Below are 17,468 nucleotides of genomic sequence, written 5' to 3' on the forward strand. Positions count from 1 at the left end.
CTTGAATGCGCTCTTAATATTTACAGAATGGAGAACATCATTCGGCAGAGTCATGTAACTTTTTTCACATTATCACGCGCAAACGCTCCCGCGACACAAAGGGCCGGGGAGTCTCTCTTAGATATACAATTAACTGCTCTAATCCGCTTTAGAATTCCACTCCGTGTTCAACAGCAGTTAACCCTCTCGTCTTAGACTTCTGATCTGTTCCTATACCCGCAAGGATGAAGCTAAACAATACCAAAACGCTGACCGTCATCAACAGTGATCTCTTCATGCGCTCTCACCTCCCTGATGAGCTCCCGGTATGCATTCTGCTGGGTATCCGAGGCATAGTCTCTGTTCAGTTCAAATAAGGTTACACAGTTAATGAAGTCCTTGCCGCTGTTCAGTCTGATGGTCAGACGCAGGCAATGAATGATATAGTCTATTCCCTTGGCATACTGCTGGCGGGAGATATGATAGATCGCAATCTGATAATAGAGACGGTACACCCGGTCTACATTGATCGTATCCTGGAATTGTTCGAAGCGCAGCATCTCCCGGGAAAAGCGCGACATCACAGCATCAGCGGAGAACCCGAAGCGGTTGGCCGACTCCATAATGATTACCATGCCGGACAGAATCTCGCCGGGATGCTCGGACAAGAAAGCGATATAGGACGGCAATACAGAGATGTTGCCCATCAGAATCTCCAGCGTGAACCCGTTGGCCGTGGCAAACAGCTTGAAGCTGTCCACACTGCTGCGCCCCTCGTCATCCAGCATCTCGAACCATCCCAGGTCCGCATAGCCGGCGGTATATTTCTTGGCCTGCTCATATTCCCCCTGCTTCGTAAGCGCCGATGCCTTCAGCAGATAACCGTGCCCGTAATAGACCACCAGCGGGCGTTCCGCCTGAAAGGGCTCCCCTCTCCTCGCCTTGCTGCGGCGCAGCTCCTCGCGGTAGATTCCGCTTGCTAACGCCCTCAGCTCATCGGAGAATTTCTCCACATCCTTCCAGCGGTGCAGCGCGAAGCATACTTTCGCCAGCTTCAGCAGCCCGTCCAGCTGCATCTCCTCGGGAAGCAGCCCGCGGTAAGGCTCGAAGCTGATGACGGCGCGCAGCTTCTGCTCCATATCCACATCGGGAGTAGACTGCAAAGACATGAAGATACGGTACTGGCTAATCGCCATACGCTCGGAATAGCTGTCTTGTTCATGGTCTACAATCAGCTTGTAGAATACGATGGACTCCTGTACTTTGCCGCTGCAGAATAGCCTCTCTGCCACCCTGTAGATGATATCCAGCGGCCGCTGATATTCCATAATCCGCCTTAAGACCTCTTCAATGCATTGCTGCTTGCCCATCTCGGCACATTTAACCAGGAAGGGCTCGATACGGCGGCGGGAGATCCGCTCTTCACTGAAGCACTCATCCACATACAGCGGATACAGCCAGCCTTCCGGGAAGCCGAAGGCCCGGATCATGGCATCGAGCTGTCCCAACGAGATGGGCTTCGGCGGATTGCCGTGAAGAATGGCGCTGAGACTGCCGCGGTTCAGGCCGGAGACTTTGGCAAATGAGGCAAGATTATGGCCCGAGCGGGACAGACTCTTCTCGATTTCCGTACGTAATGTAGTCAGCTTCGCCTCCACCCGGCACCTCCCTATCCATCATTCAGGTTATCCTTCTATTAATTGCCATTATAGGACAACACTATGAAAAGCACAACAAAATGGCCCCACATTAGTAGGACCACGATTAACAAACACCGTCAGATGCTCGGGTGTATTATAGATTATTGCTGCAGAGCCGCCTGATTCCTGATCCGCTGGCTCTTCTTATTCTTGCCGTAGGGCGCGGCTCCATTCTTGCGGCTGCGCAGGCTCTCCATCATCAGGTTCTGGGCCATCACGATATATCCGTCCAGCCGCTGGCTAAGCTCCAGCACTGCATGGTCGCTCAGACTCCGTTCCTGGGCCACCTCCAGCAGCTCACTTCTTAAATTCTCTATAGTAAGGAACAGCTCATCTTCTCTGTAATCCCGGCCGCTAATATCAGGAGAATTCTGGTAAAGGTTCACGGTTACTCACCTTCTCTCTATCAACTTCTCCCTTATCATAAATCATGATGCCAAAAAACAAAATTTGCAAAAAAAGAAAAAAATGTCGGCGGAAGTATAAATAAGCTCTGTTATTTATATATCCTCCGGAGGCTCCGGCCGCGAATACCGCTCTCCTAATACATTCATCGCAAAAGCAATCCACTCCCTCGCGGCAAAGGACAGATAGCGGTCCTTGCGCCAGATCATGCCCAGCTGCCAGGGAATCACCGGCTCGGTCAGGGGAATCACCGCAATCCGCGAACGGTCGATATCCCGGCAGATGGTCTCCGGCAGCAGCGCAATGCCCATTCCGGCGGCCACCATCCGGCTGATCAGATCCCATTGGGAGCTTTCATAGACCACCTTGGGCTGAAAGCCCGCCTTGACGCATTCCGAGATAATCCGGTCATGGAGGGCGAAGTCCTCCCGGAACAGGACGAACTCCTCCCCGGCCAGCTCTTTCAGCGGCACCTGCTGCGCTCCGTCCAGACGGTGGCCTGTGGGAACCAGCAATTCCAGCTTCTCCTCCACAAAGGTGAAGCAGTGGAATCTGGCCGGGTCCACCGGCAGTACAATCGCCCCGATATCGAGCTGGCCGGACTCTACGTCATCCTCCACTTTCTTCGCCCCGTCCTCATGCAGCCGGATTGTCACCTCGGGATACTTCCGGTGGAATTCCCCGATGACCGCCGGGAAGAAGCTGGCCCCCACCATGGGCGGAAGTCCGATACGGATATGCCCCTGCTTCAGATTGCGCAGGCTGTCCAGCTCGGAGGAGAGGCTGGCAAAGGACTCTACAATGTTCTGCGCCTTGACGAGCAGCAGCTCTCCGGCATCCGTGAGACGGATGCTCCGGCCTTCGCGGTAGAACAGGTCGGCTCCCAGCTCCGTCTCCAGATTGCGGACCATCTTGCTGATGGTCGGCTGGGTGATATACAGCGATTCTGCGGCTCTGGAGAAGCTGTTCAGCCTGGCAGCCTGCACGAAATACTCCAGCTGTCTGATATCCATTAGGTACCCTCCATGCATAGACAATTAGAATGTGAGATATTCAATCCATTCATTGTACCTATGAAAGAATTAGATGTAAAATTTCAGTAAGAGATGAAAGGAGGTAATCATGATGAAAAAGATTGCCTTAGGCTTACTGCAGGTGGCCGGACTAACCGTGTTCTCCCTGCTCGTTAACGGATTAACCTCACTACTGCATATTCCGCTTCCCGGAAGCATTATCGGGATGATTCTATTATTCCTGCTGCTCGAATCCGGCGTGATCCGGCTGAACTGGGTGGAAGCAGGAGCTTCATGGCTGCTGGCTGAGCTGCTGCTGTTCTTCATTCCATCGGCTATCGGGGTCATGAACTACTCGAAGCTGCTGGAATCCTTCGGCCTGCAGGTACTGGCTGTTGTGCTGGTAGGCACCTTTGCTGTCATGGCCAGCTCAGGTCTGCTGACAGGCGTTATCTATAAAGTAAAGGAGCGTAGAAGCTCATGATGACCGGACTATTATTCCTTGGACTTACCATCACGGTATATCTTATAACCAAACGGATCTATGCGGCCAGCGGCAAAATGTACACTTCTCCGCTGATCATCACTCCGCTGGTAATCATCGGCTTCCTGCTGATCACAGGCAGCTCTTATGAATCCTACAATGCAGGCGGCAAATGGCTGTCAGACCTGCTTCAGCCGGCGACAATCGCCTTTGCGATTCCGCTGCACAAGAACTTCAAGCTACTCAAAAAACACGCCGCCGAAATTGCGGCAGGCGTGCTGTCAGGAACGGTAACGGCTGTACTGTCGTCCATGCTGCTGGCCAAATTAATGCACCTGAGCGGAGATCTCGCCACCAGCCTGGTCCCCCGTTCGGTAACTACGCCGATTGCCATGAGCATCTCGCAGAGCATCGGCGGAGTTCCCAGCATCACCGCAGTCTTCGTCATTCTCACGGGTGTGCTTGGAACGATGATGGGGCCCTCGGTGCTGCGCCTCTTCCACATTGAGAATGAAGTGGCACGCGGAGTCTCACTGGGCACTGCAGCGCATGGCACCGGTACCTCCAAGGCCTTCGAGCTTAGCTCGCTGACCGGAACCATCTCCAGTATCTCGATGATTCTGGCGGCGCTGTTCTCCATTGGGCTGGCACCCGCACTCCTCGCAGTGTTCATTCATTAAGCAGCTCCCTGGCCCTAAGACGGAGGCCTACAGCTTCACAGGCAATCCGCTCTGGGCGGATTCATACGCGGCGCAGGTTACCTTCAGCGTCTTGTACCCGTCCTCATAATCGCTGAGAATACGGGAGCGGTCTCCGGTGCGGACAGCGTACAGGAATGCCTCGCTCTCTACCGCGTAAGGATTGCCTGAATTCTTGTATTCCTTGCTGTTCCCGCTGCGGACTTCAAGAAGACGCTCCGGATTCCAGTCAAGCATGCCGTTGTCATTATAGAAGCTGATTCCGGCCTTGTTCACCTCACCGGGCAGCACACAGGTATTGGAGATGCTGGCGATAATGCCGCTCGCAAGCTTCAGCGACACGGTGCCCACATCGGCTACGGTCACCCCTTCATGCTTCTCATGCATAATCCGGTTGCCGAACATGCCGTAGACCTCTGTCACCTCACCGGCCAGATAACGCAGCAGATCAACAATATGCGTCGTCTGCTCCGTGAATTGCCCGCCGGACTGCTCCTGATTGCGCCACCACGCCACGCCGGGCATTCCGCCCATCCATTCTCCGGTAATCATCCCTACCTTGTCTCCGGCAAGCGTCTGCTTCAGCCGCTGGATATTCTCCTGATAGCGGAAATGATAGCCTACCGAAGTCAGCAGCTGATGCTGCTTGATATCCTCCAGCAGACTGGCCGGAATGGCCGTACTTGAGCCTAGCGGCTTCTCGATGAAAAAGGGGATATCCCTGCGGATCAGCGCCCGTTCAATCGCCCCGTGCGACTGTGGCGGCACACAGATGTAGACGGCATCCAGCTTGTGGCTGTCCAGCATCTCGGTCATCTCCCCGTAGCCTTCGGCCCCGTAAGGGCGGGCCATCTCTTCTCCCTTAAGCTTGCTGCTGCCGCAGACCGCCTTCAGCGACACATCCTCCATGCCCGCCAGCAAATCCGCATGTACCTTGGAGAACCAGCCTGTTCCAACAAGTCCGATATTAAGCGTCATGTCATTACCTCCTGAGTTGTCTGGTGAATGCCTTTTCAGTAGATTATACCCGCTTAGGTCATAACAGAGTAGTCCCGCCACTCCTCTGGGAGCAGCTGCCGGTAGGAAGGCTGCATGAAGCGGTCGTCTGCGAGCACAATGACCCCGCTGTCGCTCTCACTGCGGATCAGCCGCCCTCCAGCCTGCTGCACCTTGCACATGCCAGGGTAGATATAAGCATAATCGAAGCCGTTCTTGCCCTGTGACTGGAAATAGCTCCGGAGCAGATTGCGCTCCAGACCCACCTGCGGGAGTCCGACACCTACGACCATCACCCCGTTCAACCGGTCGCCGGGCAGATCCACCCCTTCGGAGAAAATACCGCCCAGCACGGCAAAGCCAAGCAGCGGCTCCGGGTTATCCGGGCGGAAGGCCGCAAGGAAGCTCTCCCGCTCCGGCTCGCTCATCCCGCTGCCCTGCAGCAGCGTAGGCACTTCAGGGTACTTCTCAGTGAACACCTCATAGACATTCCTCAAGTACACATAAGAGGGGAAGAAGACCAGGTAGTTGCCCTTCTTCGAGACCATGCCTTTAAGAGCATTACTAAGCGGCTGTAAGGAAGCATCCCGGTCATGAAACCGGGTGGATACCGGCAGGACAGACACCTGCCACTGCTCTTTGTGAAAAGGCGAGGCCAGGCTCAGACTGTAGTCCTCCTCGCCTGCACCGATCATGTCCCTGTAGTACGAGAGCGGGGAGAGGGTCGCAGAGAACAGAATCTGGCTGCGAAAGCTCTTGCCCATTTGCTGCAGCAAATGCGACGGATCGAGATTGAACAGCTTCAGATACACATCTCCGCTGCGCACCTCGGCATAGGTAATGTAGCGTTCATCGTAGGTTTTGAAGGTGCGAAGCATCCCCTGTACTGCGTAATAGGTATCCAGCAGGCTATACGCCCCGTCCTCCTCCGCCTGCACAGAGCTTACCGGGGAAGAGGAATTCAGCAGCTCCAGCTCCGCTTCGGCTGCGAAGTTCTCCAGCAGCTCCGGCAGTTCCTCCGGATAGGCCGCCCACTCTCCCGCACCCTTATCACCGCAGATCTTGCGCAGCGCAATGAAGAAAGCGTTCACCGCTTTGGCGGCAGTGCCGAGCCGGGGATTCGCCGTTTTGTAGGTCCGGCTGAGCGCCAGGAAGGGGGCCTTGGTAAGCGCAGCCGAATACATCTCCCGGCCCCGGTCCACCAGATTATGCGCTTCATCCACCAGCAGCACGGTGTTCTTCTTACGCTCCTCAGACATGCGCTTCAGACTGATGCGCGGGTCGTAGATATAATTGTAATCGCAGATAACAACATCGCAGGCATAGGCGGCATCCAGCGAGAATTCAAACGGGCAGACCTGATGCTTATGGGCATAGCCGGCGATCGTCTCCCGGGTCATCAGCGTCTCATGCTCCAGCATATCAATCAGCGCGCCGTTGATCCGGTCATAATAGCCCTCCGCATACGCGCAGGAATCCGTGCCGCAGATGCCTTCCTCCCGGAAGCAGGCCTTCTCCTTCGCCGTCAGCGCAATGACATGCAGATGCAGCCCCCGGAGGTTCAGCATCGTGGCTGCCTCCTGCGCCGCGATCCGTGTAACGGTCTTGGCGGTCAGATAGAAGATACCGGCCGCCTTGCCTTCACCCAGCGCTTTGACCGCCGGGAACAGGGTGGACATGGTTTTGCCGATGCCAGTCGGTGCCTGGGCGAAGAGATTCGCCCCCTCAGCAATGGAGGTGTAGACTGCGGCGGCGAAATGGCGCTGGCCGGGCCGGTAAGCCGAGAATGGAAAGGACAGGTTCGTGATGCTCTCCCCTCTCTTCGCCTTGTAACGGACCATCATCTCGGCATACGGTGCATACCTGCTTACCGTTTCTAGCGCAAAGGCCGTCAGCGCTTCACGGGACATCTCCCGGTAGAGACTGTACTGTGCCTCGCTTCCCCGCTGCACATAGGTGAGCTTCACCTGAATGCAGGGAAGCTCAAGATCCGTTGCCAGCATGTAAGCGTACATGTAAGCCTGCGCCCAGTGTACCTCCTTCCCTTCAAGCGCAGGGTCCGGGATTCCGGCCATGGACTTAATCTCATCCACCGTCAGGCTCCCATCCTCCGCCGTAAGCAGGCCGTCGCAGCGTCCGTCAATCTGGAACAGCAGCTCTCCGTAAGCAATTCCGGTCTTCAAATAGACCTCCTTGCGGTCCCCTTCCTTGTATTGCTTCTGGATCAGCTGATGGCTGCGCGTCCCCTCCGCCATGGCGGCTCCGCTGCGGAAGCCCGGCTCCAGACTGCCGCTGCTGTAGGCAAATTCCACAAGCGCCCTCACGGACAGTGTGATTTCTGTATGCTCCATCCGTCCCCACCTCCAATAATTTCCGCCAGCTTCCGCTGCGTAAGGCTCATATTCTTCGTTTAACGCCGATATTCCCCCGCCTGAGGGAGTGGCCTGCGCCGGGTTCGTTCTAGCCGTAGTTTACGCGCGCTCCAGGGAGTATACGGCCGCTTCTGATTTTTGACATTCCTTCCCTGGCACTGCATAATAAGTTCTATTGATAATGGTATTCTTATGTCCTCATGCTGCTGTTTCCTATCACCCGGGAAACCTGTTCATTCTTCAGAAAGAAGGCGAAGCTGTGTCATCCCAAACTGTGAAACGCTGGCTCCTTAAGCCATTTGTGTTCTTTTCCATTCTTTTTCTGTTCAAAAGCCTGCTGGCCTGGGGTGTAATCTTTGATGATTTGCAATTCTGGAAATCCGTATTGACGGAGCTGCCCTTTGTCTGGGCCCTGTTTTTCCTGATTGAGCGCTTTGCTTCCAGACGGAAGCTCGGCTATTACATGACGGTCAATCTGCTGGTTACCGCGATCTTTTTTGCCGCCATTATGTACTTCAAATATTACGGGGTCATTGTCACTTACCATGCCGCCGAGCAGGTGAACCAGGTCACTGCCGTCAAGAACAGCGTGTTCTCATTGATGGACCCTTATTATCTGCTGATCTTCACCGATATTATCGTGCTGGGCTTCTACTTCTTCATTAATAAGAACGGACGCAATTATAAAAAAGACCAGATCAACCGGCGCAGTGGCCGGACGCTGCATGTCGTACTGTTCGCGGTCTCGCTCGGACTCTGCCTGTTCAATATTCTTCCGAATAAGGCGAGCATGAATGAGATCAAGAAGGCCCAGGAGATGGGCATCCTTAATTATGAAGCATACACGATCTTTGCCAAAGATAAAACCGAGCTGGTCCAGGCCAGTGAAATCACACAGGGCACGATTAATCAGCTCAAGGGCATCGACCCTTCAGCAGTCTCGGCTTATGCCGGTGCCGCCAAGGGCAAGAATCTGATTGTGATCCAGCTGGAGTCCTTCCAGAACTTCCTGCTTGGTCTGAAGGTAGACGGCCAGGAGATTACCCCTAACCTGAACCGCCTGATGGAGGAGAGCCTGTACTTCACGAACTTCTATCAGATGGTCGGCCAAGGCAACACCTCCGATGCGGAATTCGTGGTCAATTCGTCCTTCTATATTCCTCCGCAGGGTGCGGCTACCATGTCTTATATCGACAAGCAGCTGCCGAGTCTCCCCCGTCTGCTGGGAGACAACGGCTATCAGACGGCCACGTTCCACACCAATGTAGTGGAATTCTGGAACCGGGGTGAGCTATACAAAGCCCTCGGCTGGCAGAAATATTACGATCACCAGTTCTTCGGTGACGAGGATGCCTTCTTCTTCGGCGCTTCCGATGAGGTGCTCTACCGCAAATCCTCGGAGAAGCTGAAGGAAATGAGCGATGCGGGCCAGCCGTTCTATGCCCAGGTCATCTCCATGTCGGCGCATCACCCGTTCACTATTCCTGAAGAAAAGCACAAGATGAAGCTTCCTGAGCGGTATGAAGGAACCTTTGTCGGCGATTATGTCCGGTCCCAGAACTATGCGGACTATGCCTTCGGACAGTTTGTAGATGAACTGAAGGACAGCGGATTATGGGAGAACAGTCTGGTTATGGTCTACGGCGACCATATGGGACTGCCGATCTATTCGCTGGATCATGACGACAAACAGTTAATGAAGGAAATCTACGGATATGATTACAGCTACGCCAATATGCTCAACATTCCGCTGCTTATCCATAGCGAAGGAATTGCTCCGCAGAAGCTTGCGCAGGTCGGCGGAGAAGTTGATATTATGCCTACAGCTGCCAGCCTGCTGGGGGTATCCATGGATCACAACATTCATTTCGGCCAGGATCTGCTCAGCCAGTCCTACAATCTGCTGCCGCAGCGGTATTACCTGCCTACCGGCTCCTTCATCTCCAGCTCTGCCCTGCTGATTCCGGGCAACAGCTTCGAGGATAACACCCAATATCCGCTGGCGACCGGAGGTACTGCTCCGGCCGGCAACGAGGATGAATACAACCGCGCTCTGCGGCTGCGCCAGCTGTCTGACAGCTATGTTACACAATTGCCGGACAAAGAACCTGCCGCAGAATAGCCAGACACAAGTAGAAACGGCATATAAATTCTATTTAGACAAGAGGCAGCGCCTCTCCGTAACGGGAGAAGCGCTGCCTCTTTGTGATGCTTATGTTAACGCTCCTGATTCTCCAGCATGAGATAATAATCCGCGAAGTTCTCCAGCTCTGCCGGCTCCAGAATGGCCAAATGCTCTTCCAGCAGCAGCAGTGACCGGCGCTGTGCTTCTTCCAGCACCTCTTGTCCCTTGCCGGTGATCGTGACGATTACCGCTCTGCGGTCATTCTCGTCCGTCACGCGGGCGATCAGCTCCAGCAGCTCCAGCCGGTCCAGCATGACAGTGACTGCACTGGACTTCACCTCCATCTTGTCCGCCAGCTGAATCACCCGTGCCTGCTGCTCCTGAAAGATCATATGCAGCAGCCCGAATTGCGGCACAGTCAAGCCCAATTCCTTATGCAATGACATCTGCGACATGATTCTGCGCTGAACCTTCCACATGGATAATCCCACACGTTCGATCAAAGGATTGATTTCTTGCGACATTCCTTCAGCTCCCAGTCCGTTTGTTCTGCTTCAAGCGTACCATTATACGGGTCCGGCAACAATATTTTTTGAATTTAAGATAGGATTCAGCGCCTATTTTCAATGATTTTTTATACATAATCCATCATTTTCCGACACAAAAATTCTTTTTCTGACGTCTGCTCAAACCGCAGCGTATGCGCTATAATCGTAGCAGTGAACCCATAATTCACTTAATCTTTTAGAGTCAGGGCTGGTGATATTTGTTATGAAATTGGCAACAAAATTAACATGGATGATGCTGATTGTATTGCTGCTGGTTGGTTCATCCATAGGCTTCTTCGGTTATCATGCGGCCTACAAGCAGATCGATGAAGCTGCAGGCATTGAATTGGTAGGCTGCGCGAATATCACTACCGGCCTTATTGATCCTGCCGACATAACCGCTCTGGCTGCCGGGGATTCCAGCAAGCTGACCGCGATTGAAGACCGCATCGGATGGATCAGTGATCACAAGCCTATTTTCAAAGAAGCCTTCATTCTATCACTGGACGGCAAGGTGCTGGCCGCTGACCAAAACTTCAAAAAACGCGGATACAAAGCTGGAGATTCCTTCTACTTCTCAGATGAAGATAAACAAATGATTATCAAGATGAAGCACTCCGCCTACTCGAAGGTGTATACATATCAGGGCACCTCCCTCAAAACCGGCTACGGCCCCATCTATCAGGACCATGACCCTACCAAACCCATCATTGCATTAATGGCGATTAACTTCGACGGCCCCTTAATTCAATCCCGGACCATGGATATCATCACCCAGCCCTTCCTGATCGGCAGCTCCATTCTGATTATTGCGATTCTTGCCGCCTATCTGCTGATCCGCCGGATGGTCAGCCCGCTCACCAAGCTGTCTGCATCCGTGAATACGGTAGCCCAAGGCGATCTGACCCGGGAACCGCTGCTCTTCACAGCCAAGGACGAGATCGGCGAGCTTGCCCGCGACTTCAATGCGATGACTCTGAATCTGCGCAACCTGATTACACAGGTCAATGATACGTCCATGCTGGTTGCCTCCTCTTCCCAGGAGCTGTCCGCCAGTGCCCAGGAGACCAACCGCGCCGGAGAGCATAGTGTTAATGTCACCCTGGATCTCGCCGACGGGGCGCATACCCAGCTGCAGAATCTGGAGGGCAGCTTCAAGGCCGTACAGGATATGTCGCATTTCATTACCGAGATTGCAGGCAATGCCGACAGCGCAATGAACCAGGCCGCCATCAACTCCCAGAAGGCCCGGACGGGCCGGGAATCTATGGACTCGACCACCTCCCAGATGGCCATTGTGGGCGCAAGCATCTCGGATCTATCCGGTATTATCGAGACGCTGGGCAGCCATTCCAAAGAGATTGAGAATATTGTCGGCACTATTGCCAGTATTGCCGAGGAGACGAATCTGTTATCCCTCAATGCGGCGATTGAAGCCGCACGGGCCGGAGAAGAGGGCCGCGGCTTCGCCGTTGTGGCAGGCTCTGTACGCAAGCTGGCTGAACGTTCGGCCGGATCTGCCCGCCAGATCGGTGAGCTGGTCAGTCTGATTGTCCAGCAGATGGACAAGGCCGGAGAGACCATGAAGCACTCCACGGAAGAGATGCATCACGGCAAAGAGATGATTATAGCGGCCGGCCATTCCTTCTCCGAGATTGAGTCATCCGTCTCCGATATGTCTGCACATAGCCAGCAGATCTCAGCCACCGTGCGTGAGCTGGCCCTGCTCTCTGACGGACTTGTCGCTTCGATCCAGAAGATCGTAGCGGTCTCCAATCAGACAGCCGAGGGCGCGGAGACCTTGTCCGCCTCGTCTCAAGAGCAGCTTGCCGCCATGCAGGAGGTCGAATCTTCCGCCGCATTCCTCTCCTCCCTGGCAGAGAAGCTGCAGGTATTGGTCGAGAATTTCAAAATCTAGACCGGAACTTTAAATATTATTCAGAACAAAATCACCCTGCGGGTGGAACGATGCTAATGCCTCTCTCACCGGCCGCTTTTAAGGAGTAGTAATGGTAATGTTGCAGTTTTTGCAGGATTCCTCTATACCTTTTACGGGTTGAAGTACATTGTTGCATTTTTTGCACAAATTTCGGTGTTTAGAGCAAGTTAGCGCTGAATTTGTTGCATTTCGTGCAGGATTTCAGCATAGACCGCTTCTTTGGGGCAGTATTGTTGCACTTTTGGCAGGATTCCTCTTAAAATGTTACTGGCTGTGATGCATGGGGCCCTTCCCTCCCGCAGCGGCACCCATTGTATTCGGTTTTTCTGTGAAAATACGTCTGGCTACGCGGCGCACCCCGTCCAATTGTGTTCGGTTTTTCGCTTACATGCCTGACTGGCTTATCCACAATAAAAGAAAATCATAATTTCCTAACCAGTGAAAAAGGCTGCCCTGATGTGGAACAACCCTCCACGTCCAGGACAGCCCTTTTTGTGCAACAGCAATCAGATACATTATGCCGTATTCTCAATGAACCATTGGCCCAATTCGTTAACCGGCATCGGACGCCCGTAGTAGAAGCCCTGCATCACCCGGCAGCCCAGCGATTGCAGCAGCTCAATCTGCTCCGTAGTCTCCACGCCCTCCGCCACAACCTCCATGTTCAGATTGCTGGCAATGGCAATGATGTTGCTGATGATCGCTTTCTTGGAATGCATCTTACTCTTGCGGATGAAGACCTGATCAATCTTCAGGGTATTCACTGGAATCTCATCCAGATTGCCAAGCGAAGAGAAACCGGTTCCGAAATCATCCAATGACACCCGCACACCGAGATCCCGCAGCTTGGAGAGCTGGGCTACCGTCTCTTCCATATTGTTCATCGCAATCGACTCGGTAATCTCCAGTTCAAGGAAATGCGGCGCAAGGCCCGAACGCGACAGCGCCTCTTCCACTACCTCATACAGGCTTCCGCCTTCAAACATCCGCGCCGACATATTAATCGAGACCGCTACACTGGCAACCTTCGCCTGATGCCAGAGCATATTCTGTCCGCACACCTCATGCAGCATCCAGTATGTAATAGGGACAATCAGACCGGTCTCCTCGGCGATCGGAATGAACTCTCCCGGAGAGATGACGCCATGCTCCGGATGTCTCCAGCGCAGCAGCGCTTCAAGCCCCACGGTGACATTCAGCAGCGAATCCCATTTGGGCTGGTAGACCACCATGAATTCCGAGCGGGCCAGCGCCTTGCGCAGATCCTTCTCAAGTGACATCCGCCGGACCTGATGACGGTTCATCTCCAGATCGAACACACTGAATTTATTCTTGCCCGAATCCTTGGAGGTATAGAGCGCCGTATCGGCTGCCTTCATTAGCGCCGAACGGTCGGTGCCGTGCGCCGGAGTCATGCTGATTCCCACACTCGCAGTTACGTACAATTCGTTACCTTCAATACTGTAAGACTTCTTGAGCTCCTGGAGGATATGCTGTGCTACTTCCTCTGCCGCCACGGTGGTGCAATCCGGCAGCGCAATCAGGAATTCATCCCCGCCAAGCCGGAACACCTTCCCCTTCCCATCCACGCAGCAGGTCAGCCTCGCAGATACATCCCGCAGCAGCAAGTCGCCAATATCATGGCCCAGCGTATCATTAATCGATTTGAAGCGGTCCAGGTCAACAAAAAACACGGCGCCGGAGATCCCGCCGAAGAAATCATCCTTGAAGTAGCGCTCCAGACCATGCCGGTTCGGCAGCTCGGTGAGCGGGTCATGATAGGCCATGCGCTCCAATACATCCCTGTCCAGAAACACAGTCCCGCCGGAGACTGCCAGCACGAACAGGGTAACCAGTGAAATCCCAGTCAGCAGAACCACATCGGTCTCCATCAGCATCGGGGCGGGCGCCTGCCAGCTGTAACTATGCAGGTCGCTTGCTCTCAGACTCGTATAATGCATACCGGTAACCGCCAGGGCGATGAATAGAGCCGAATACAGCTTCCAGCGGTTGAAGCCTGTATCATCCTTGAATCTGCGGAACATTAGAACTCCGATGTAGGAAGCGGCAAGGGCAATCAGTACCGATACAGCCTGATCCATTGCCCTGTAATGAATCTTAGCCTCCATCTCCATCGAGGACATTCCGGCATAATGCATGAACGATATGCCGCTGCCGAGTATGCCGCTGCCCGCGAGAAGCCGCCAGCTTCTCTGGCGGGGAGCCGTAACCAGCTGAAGGGTTGCATAGCAGGAGGACATAATAATAAGCAGGGACACGCCAGCCATCACCGGATGGTAGCTGGCCTTGAACGGCAGGCGGCTGGCCATAATGCCGACAAAATGCATGGCCCAGATCCCGCCGCCAAGGACACAGGCACCCGAGAGCAGCCAGAGACGTCTGACCCGGCCCGCGGAATGGGAAACCTGCGAAATCAGATTAAGCGCGGAGTACGCTGCTGCGGCAGCTAGCGCATAGGATAGTAAAACGATCCAGATATTATAGTGGATTCCCATTTGATCCATAGTTGACCTCTTCACTGGTTATAGTATCAGCGTCGTTTCAGGGTCTATCTTAAGTTATAAATCAATATACGAATAGCGGATAAATGGAAGAGTATATAATGATTGCAGGTATTCTCTGAAAACTAACTTTAGCTGTATTTTACCTTGTATTCACCGGGCTGTCTAAGTAAATAATGGAACTTGGACCCTTTTTTGAACGCCGGCAAAAATTGTCCATATTTGTCCTCAGCCGCCTGCGCGAAGGGTTGGAAATCCGTTGTCCCGGGAGGTGTCCGGCAGGAACGCCCTGCGCCAGATCCAGGCATTAGCAGCTACCAGAATTACCATGTAGATGTATATTCCTGCAGGAATCAGAGTGAAGACATAGTGCACTCCGGCCAGCCCCCCAAGAATGAACAATTGTACAAAAGCACTGCCGGTGAATTCCTTCCGCTGCGCCGCCTCGTACTTCTCCGAGAACGGGAGCGCCTTCGGGAACGTAAGGAAGCAAATCACGGCATACAGCAGCAGAGCCAGCAGGACGACTGCCATATCTGCAATAATCCAGGAGCCCAAGAGAGCGATGAACACTGCCGCCTCCAGCAGAAAGAGCGGCACCAGCAGCTTCACGACCGCTGCCTTCAGCATTCCCCGGTAGACCAGCCCCTTGCCCGGTAAAGGAATCACCTGATAGATCCATGCCCCCTTATAGCTGGCCGAGTAACGGACCATCTGCACGACTGTCATCAGCAGCAGCGCGCTGTAATAGATAAACAGGAAGGACTTGGAGCTTCTGATCCCGGCCAGATCGCCGCTCCACACCTGATTGAAGATGAAGATAAAGGGAAAGATCAGCGAGAAGCCGATGGTCGGATATACCCGGAGCTTGAACTCGCGTTCATTCTTCATCATCGACCAGGTGAAGCGGAAGAACATGGCCTCCGCTTTGTTCCGGCACACGGTCTCGGACAGCACACGGGCAAGCCGTCCGCTATCCCGGCCCTCTGCGCCATGCTCAGCCAGCTTCTGAAGGCTGCGTTCAAATACCGGCATCAGCCGGATGTAGGCGGCGAACATCACGGCAGGCACCACCACAGAGAGCGCTGTCAGAATAATCACGGACCGGCTTCCTGTTCCTCCGCCCAGCAGCTCGAACGGCGCCCCGAACCAGACCGGAGCCAGCAGGAAATGCCACCAGGCGGGAGTGAAATCCAGCCCCAGCTCCGATAGATTGAACATCCTGCTAACCAGCTGCGCGCCGACAGTTACCGCCACAGACAGGACAATCTGAACGTAGTTGATGATGTCCTTGAGCTTTTCCCCGTCAAAGAACCTCAGGATCAGCAGATAGATTAGCGCAGTGAACACCAGGATGAAGCCGTCCATCAGCAGAATCTCAGCTGCGTACACGAAGAAGAAGCCCGGCCCGTGCCGGAATAGAGAGAACAGCAGTGAGGGTCCGGTGAAGGTCAGTGTTAAGGTCAGCAGATAGATCAGAATATGTAAGCTCTTGGCCATGTTCAGTGTGCGGCGGTCCACCGGCTTGGAGAAGAGGATGTTCTTGTCGCGCAAATCCAGCATCACCGTCGAGAAATCGGAGATCAGCGTCGTGGTGATCAGGAACATCACGATACTGAACAGCAGACTCATCATCAGGATATGGTGGTCTCTAGGCGCAACCATAGCGATCAGCATCAGCCCCAGCAGCAGATAGAGCCACTGGACTCTGAAGGGGGAGCCCTCCATCTCCAGCTTGGAATTCTGCGACCCGGAGAACAGGGTAGGTGTCCGTCTGCCATCCATCGTCAGCTTGACCTGAAGAATACGGCGCATGAGCGCATAATCGGCTCCCAGGCTCTTAAAGATCCACTGTACCCGGTCAAGCAGCTTCAGAATCAGGAATTCATTCATGCCCCGCACCCTCGCCTATCACAGCCACGAACTCGCTTGCAATATCCCTGTATTGATCGAACCCGGTCAGCTGATTGAAAATCTCTTCCAGTGACCCCTCCCGGCTCTGCTCCCGCAGCTGCGTGAAGGTTCCGTCCGCGACAATATCGCCTCCGTCCAGCAGGATGATCCGGCTGCTGATTCGCTCGACCACATCCATAATATGCGAGGAATAAAAGATGGTCTTGCCCCTGGCGGCAAGCGTGGCGAAGATCTCCTTGACCACCATGACACTATTGGCGTCCAGCCCGCTGAGCGGCTCATCCAGGAACAGAATATCCGGGTCATGCAGCATGCTGGCAATCAGCAGCACCTTCTGCTTCATCCCCTTGGAGTAGGAGGCAATCCGCATATCATAGGCCTTATCCATTCCCAGCAGCCCCATCAGCTTCCGCGCCTTGTCATCGGCATCCGCCTGCTTCAGTCCGTACAGCTCACCGGTGAAGGTCAGATACTCCCGCGCTGTCAGGCTGTCATACAGCTCCGCTACCTCAGGCACGTAACCGATTCTTTTTTTGTAAGCCGTATCCCCGTCCGAGATATCCCTGCCAAAAATCCGTATGGTCCCGTTGTAACCCTCCACCAGACCGAGCATAATCTTGACTGTCGTGCTTTTACCGGCCCCATTGGGTCCGATATATCCGATAATCTGCCCGCGGTATACCTTCAGATCAATCCCCCGCAGCACCATCCGGTCACTGTAATTCATCCACAAGCCCTCAATTGAAATCACCGGCTCTTCAGTTAAGCCCATT

At 54.1% G+C, this 17,468-nt stretch carries 13 protein-coding genes; 4 read left to right on the plus strand and 9 right to left on the minus strand.

The genetic code is table 11. From position 1 onward, the window contains the following. Positions 1–230 precede the first annotated feature (230 nt). The 3 genes from MKX51_RS29280 to cidR all read right to left on the minus strand — a co-directional run bounded on the left by MKX51_RS29280 (position 231) and on the right by cidR (position 3,097). Positions 231–1,637: a DNA-binding protein gene (locus MKX51_RS29280; protein ID WP_340946445.1), complete on the minus strand. Its 1,407-nt coding sequence runs from the start codon at positions 1,635–1,637 to the stop codon at positions 231–233. 143 nt (positions 1,638–1,780) lie between these two features. Next, positions 1,781–2,065 (minus strand): aspartyl-phosphate phosphatase Spo0E family protein, encoded by a 285-nt coding sequence (locus MKX51_RS29285; RefSeq protein ID WP_340946444.1) that lies wholly within the window; start codon positions 2,063–2,065, stop codon positions 1,781–1,783. A 114-nt stretch (positions 2,066–2,179) separates the two neighbouring features. Beyond that, positions 2,180–3,097 carry a cidABC operon transcriptional activator CidR gene (gene cidR, locus MKX51_RS29290; protein WP_340994796.1) on the minus strand — a complete coding sequence of 306 codons (918 nt, stop codon included), beginning with the start codon at positions 3,095–3,097 and terminating at the stop codon, positions 2,180–2,182. A gap of 112 nt (positions 3,098–3,209) precedes the next feature. On the opposite strand from cidR, the gene MKX51_RS29295 reads away from it, so the two are divergent. Together MKX51_RS29295 and MKX51_RS29300 are read left to right on the plus strand one after the other, a co-directional pair. Next, on the plus strand, positions 3,210–3,581 hold the full coding sequence (locus MKX51_RS29295; RefSeq protein WP_036692167.1) for a CidA/LrgA family protein: 372 nt from the start codon (positions 3,210–3,212) through the stop codon (positions 3,579–3,581). Next, on the plus strand, positions 3,581–4,261 hold the full coding sequence (locus MKX51_RS29300; protein ID WP_340995755.1) for a CidB/LrgB family autolysis modulator: 681 nt from the start codon (positions 3,581–3,583) through the stop codon (positions 4,259–4,261). The genes MKX51_RS29295 and MKX51_RS29300 overlap by 1 nt, the downstream gene beginning before the upstream one ends. Positions 4,262–4,288: 27 nt before the next feature. On the opposite strand, the gene MKX51_RS29305 is transcribed toward MKX51_RS29300, so the two are convergent. Next, positions 4,289–5,257 carry a Gfo/Idh/MocA family protein gene (locus MKX51_RS29305; RefSeq protein ID WP_340994797.1) on the minus strand — a complete coding sequence of 323 codons (969 nt, stop codon included), beginning with the start codon at positions 5,255–5,257 and terminating at the stop codon, positions 4,289–4,291. Between the two features lie 53 nt (positions 5,258–5,310). Then, on the minus strand, positions 5,311–7,626 hold the full coding sequence (locus MKX51_RS29310) for an ATP-dependent DNA helicase (protein WP_340994798.1): 2,316 nt from the start codon (positions 7,624–7,626) through the stop codon (positions 5,311–5,313). A gap of 280 nt (positions 7,627–7,906) precedes the next feature. Here MKX51_RS29310 and MKX51_RS29315 point away from each other — a divergent pair, with 280 nt between their 5' ends. Beyond that, the gene (locus tag MKX51_RS29315) at positions 7,907–9,769 is read left to right on the plus strand and encodes an LTA synthase family protein (protein WP_445322040.1); all 1,863 of its coding nucleotides are present in this window, start codon (positions 7,907–7,909) and stop codon (positions 9,767–9,769) included. Positions 9,770–9,864: 95 nt separating this feature from the next. Here the strand turns inward: MKX51_RS29315 and MKX51_RS29320 are convergent, their stop codons facing one another. Beyond that, positions 9,865–10,296, minus strand: coding sequence for a MarR family winged helix-turn-helix transcriptional regulator (locus MKX51_RS29320; RefSeq protein ID WP_340946436.1), 432 nt, complete (start codon positions 10,294–10,296; stop codon positions 9,865–9,867). Positions 10,297–10,543: 247 nt separating this feature from the next. Here MKX51_RS29320 and MKX51_RS29325 point away from each other — a divergent pair, with 247 nt between their 5' ends. Next, positions 10,544–12,238 carry a methyl-accepting chemotaxis protein gene (locus tag MKX51_RS29325; protein ID WP_340946434.1) on the plus strand — a complete coding sequence of 565 codons (1,695 nt, stop codon included), beginning with the start codon at positions 10,544–10,546 and terminating at the stop codon, positions 12,236–12,238. Positions 12,239–12,774: 536 nt separating this feature from the next. Here MKX51_RS29325 and MKX51_RS29330 read toward each other — a convergent pair. From MKX51_RS29330 to MKX51_RS29340, 3 genes are all read right to left on the minus strand, one after another. Then, the gene (locus MKX51_RS29330; RefSeq protein WP_340994800.1) at positions 12,775–14,784 is read right to left on the minus strand and encodes a putative bifunctional diguanylate cyclase/phosphodiesterase; all 2,010 of its coding nucleotides are present in this window, start codon (positions 14,782–14,784) and stop codon (positions 12,775–12,777) included. Positions 14,785–15,009: 225 nt separating this feature from the next. Next, positions 15,010–16,674, minus strand: a complete 1,665-nt coding sequence (locus tag MKX51_RS29335) for a hypothetical protein (protein WP_340946429.1) — start codon at positions 16,672–16,674, stop codon at positions 15,010–15,012. Then, positions 16,667–17,467 carry an ABC transporter ATP-binding protein gene (locus tag MKX51_RS29340; RefSeq protein WP_340994802.1) on the minus strand — a complete coding sequence of 267 codons (801 nt, stop codon included), beginning with the start codon at positions 17,465–17,467 and terminating at the stop codon, positions 16,667–16,669. The genes MKX51_RS29335 and MKX51_RS29340 overlap by 8 nt, the downstream gene beginning before the upstream one ends. Position 17,468 lies beyond the last annotated feature (1 nt).

Source organism: Paenibacillus sp. FSL M7-0420 (assembly GCF_038002345.1).
Lineage (GTDB): Bacteria > Bacillota > Bacilli > Paenibacillales > Paenibacillaceae > Paenibacillus_AQ.

Excerpts from the sequence above, each read along its gene's own strand:
- cidR (WP_340994796.1), bottom strand. The coding sequence starts at position 3,097 with ATGGATATCAGACAGCTGGAGTATTTCGTGCAGGCTGCCAGGCTGAAC.
- MKX51_RS29295 (WP_036692167.1), top strand. The coding sequence starts at position 3,210 with ATGAAAAAGATTGCCTTAGGCTTACTGCAGGTGGCCGGACTAACCGTG.
- MKX51_RS29300 (WP_340995755.1), top strand. The coding sequence starts at position 3,581 with ATGACCGGACTATTATTCCTTGGACTTACCATCACGGTATATCTTATA.
- MKX51_RS29305 (WP_340994797.1), bottom strand. The coding sequence starts at position 5,257 with ATGACGCTTAATATCGGACTTGTTGGAACAGGCTGGTTCTCCAAGGTA.
- MKX51_RS29310 (WP_340994798.1), bottom strand. The coding sequence starts at position 7,626 with ATGGAGCATACAGAAATCACACTGTCCGTGAGGGCGCTTGTGGAATTT.
- MKX51_RS29320 (WP_340946436.1), bottom strand. The coding sequence starts at position 10,296 with ATGTCGCAAGAAATCAATCCTTTGATCGAACGTGTGGGATTATCCATG.
- MKX51_RS29325 (WP_340946434.1), top strand. The coding sequence starts at position 10,544 with ATGAAATTGGCAACAAAATTAACATGGATGATGCTGATTGTATTGCTG.
- MKX51_RS29330 (WP_340994800.1), bottom strand. The coding sequence starts at position 14,784 with ATGGATCAAATGGGAATCCACTATAATATCTGGATCGTTTTACTATCC.
- MKX51_RS29335 (WP_340946429.1), bottom strand. The coding sequence starts at position 16,674 with ATGAATGAATTCCTGATTCTGAAGCTGCTTGACCGGGTACAGTGGATC.
- MKX51_RS29340 (WP_340994802.1), bottom strand. The coding sequence starts at position 17,467 with ATGGGCTTAACTGAAGAGCCGGTGATTTCAATTGAGGGCTTGTGGATG.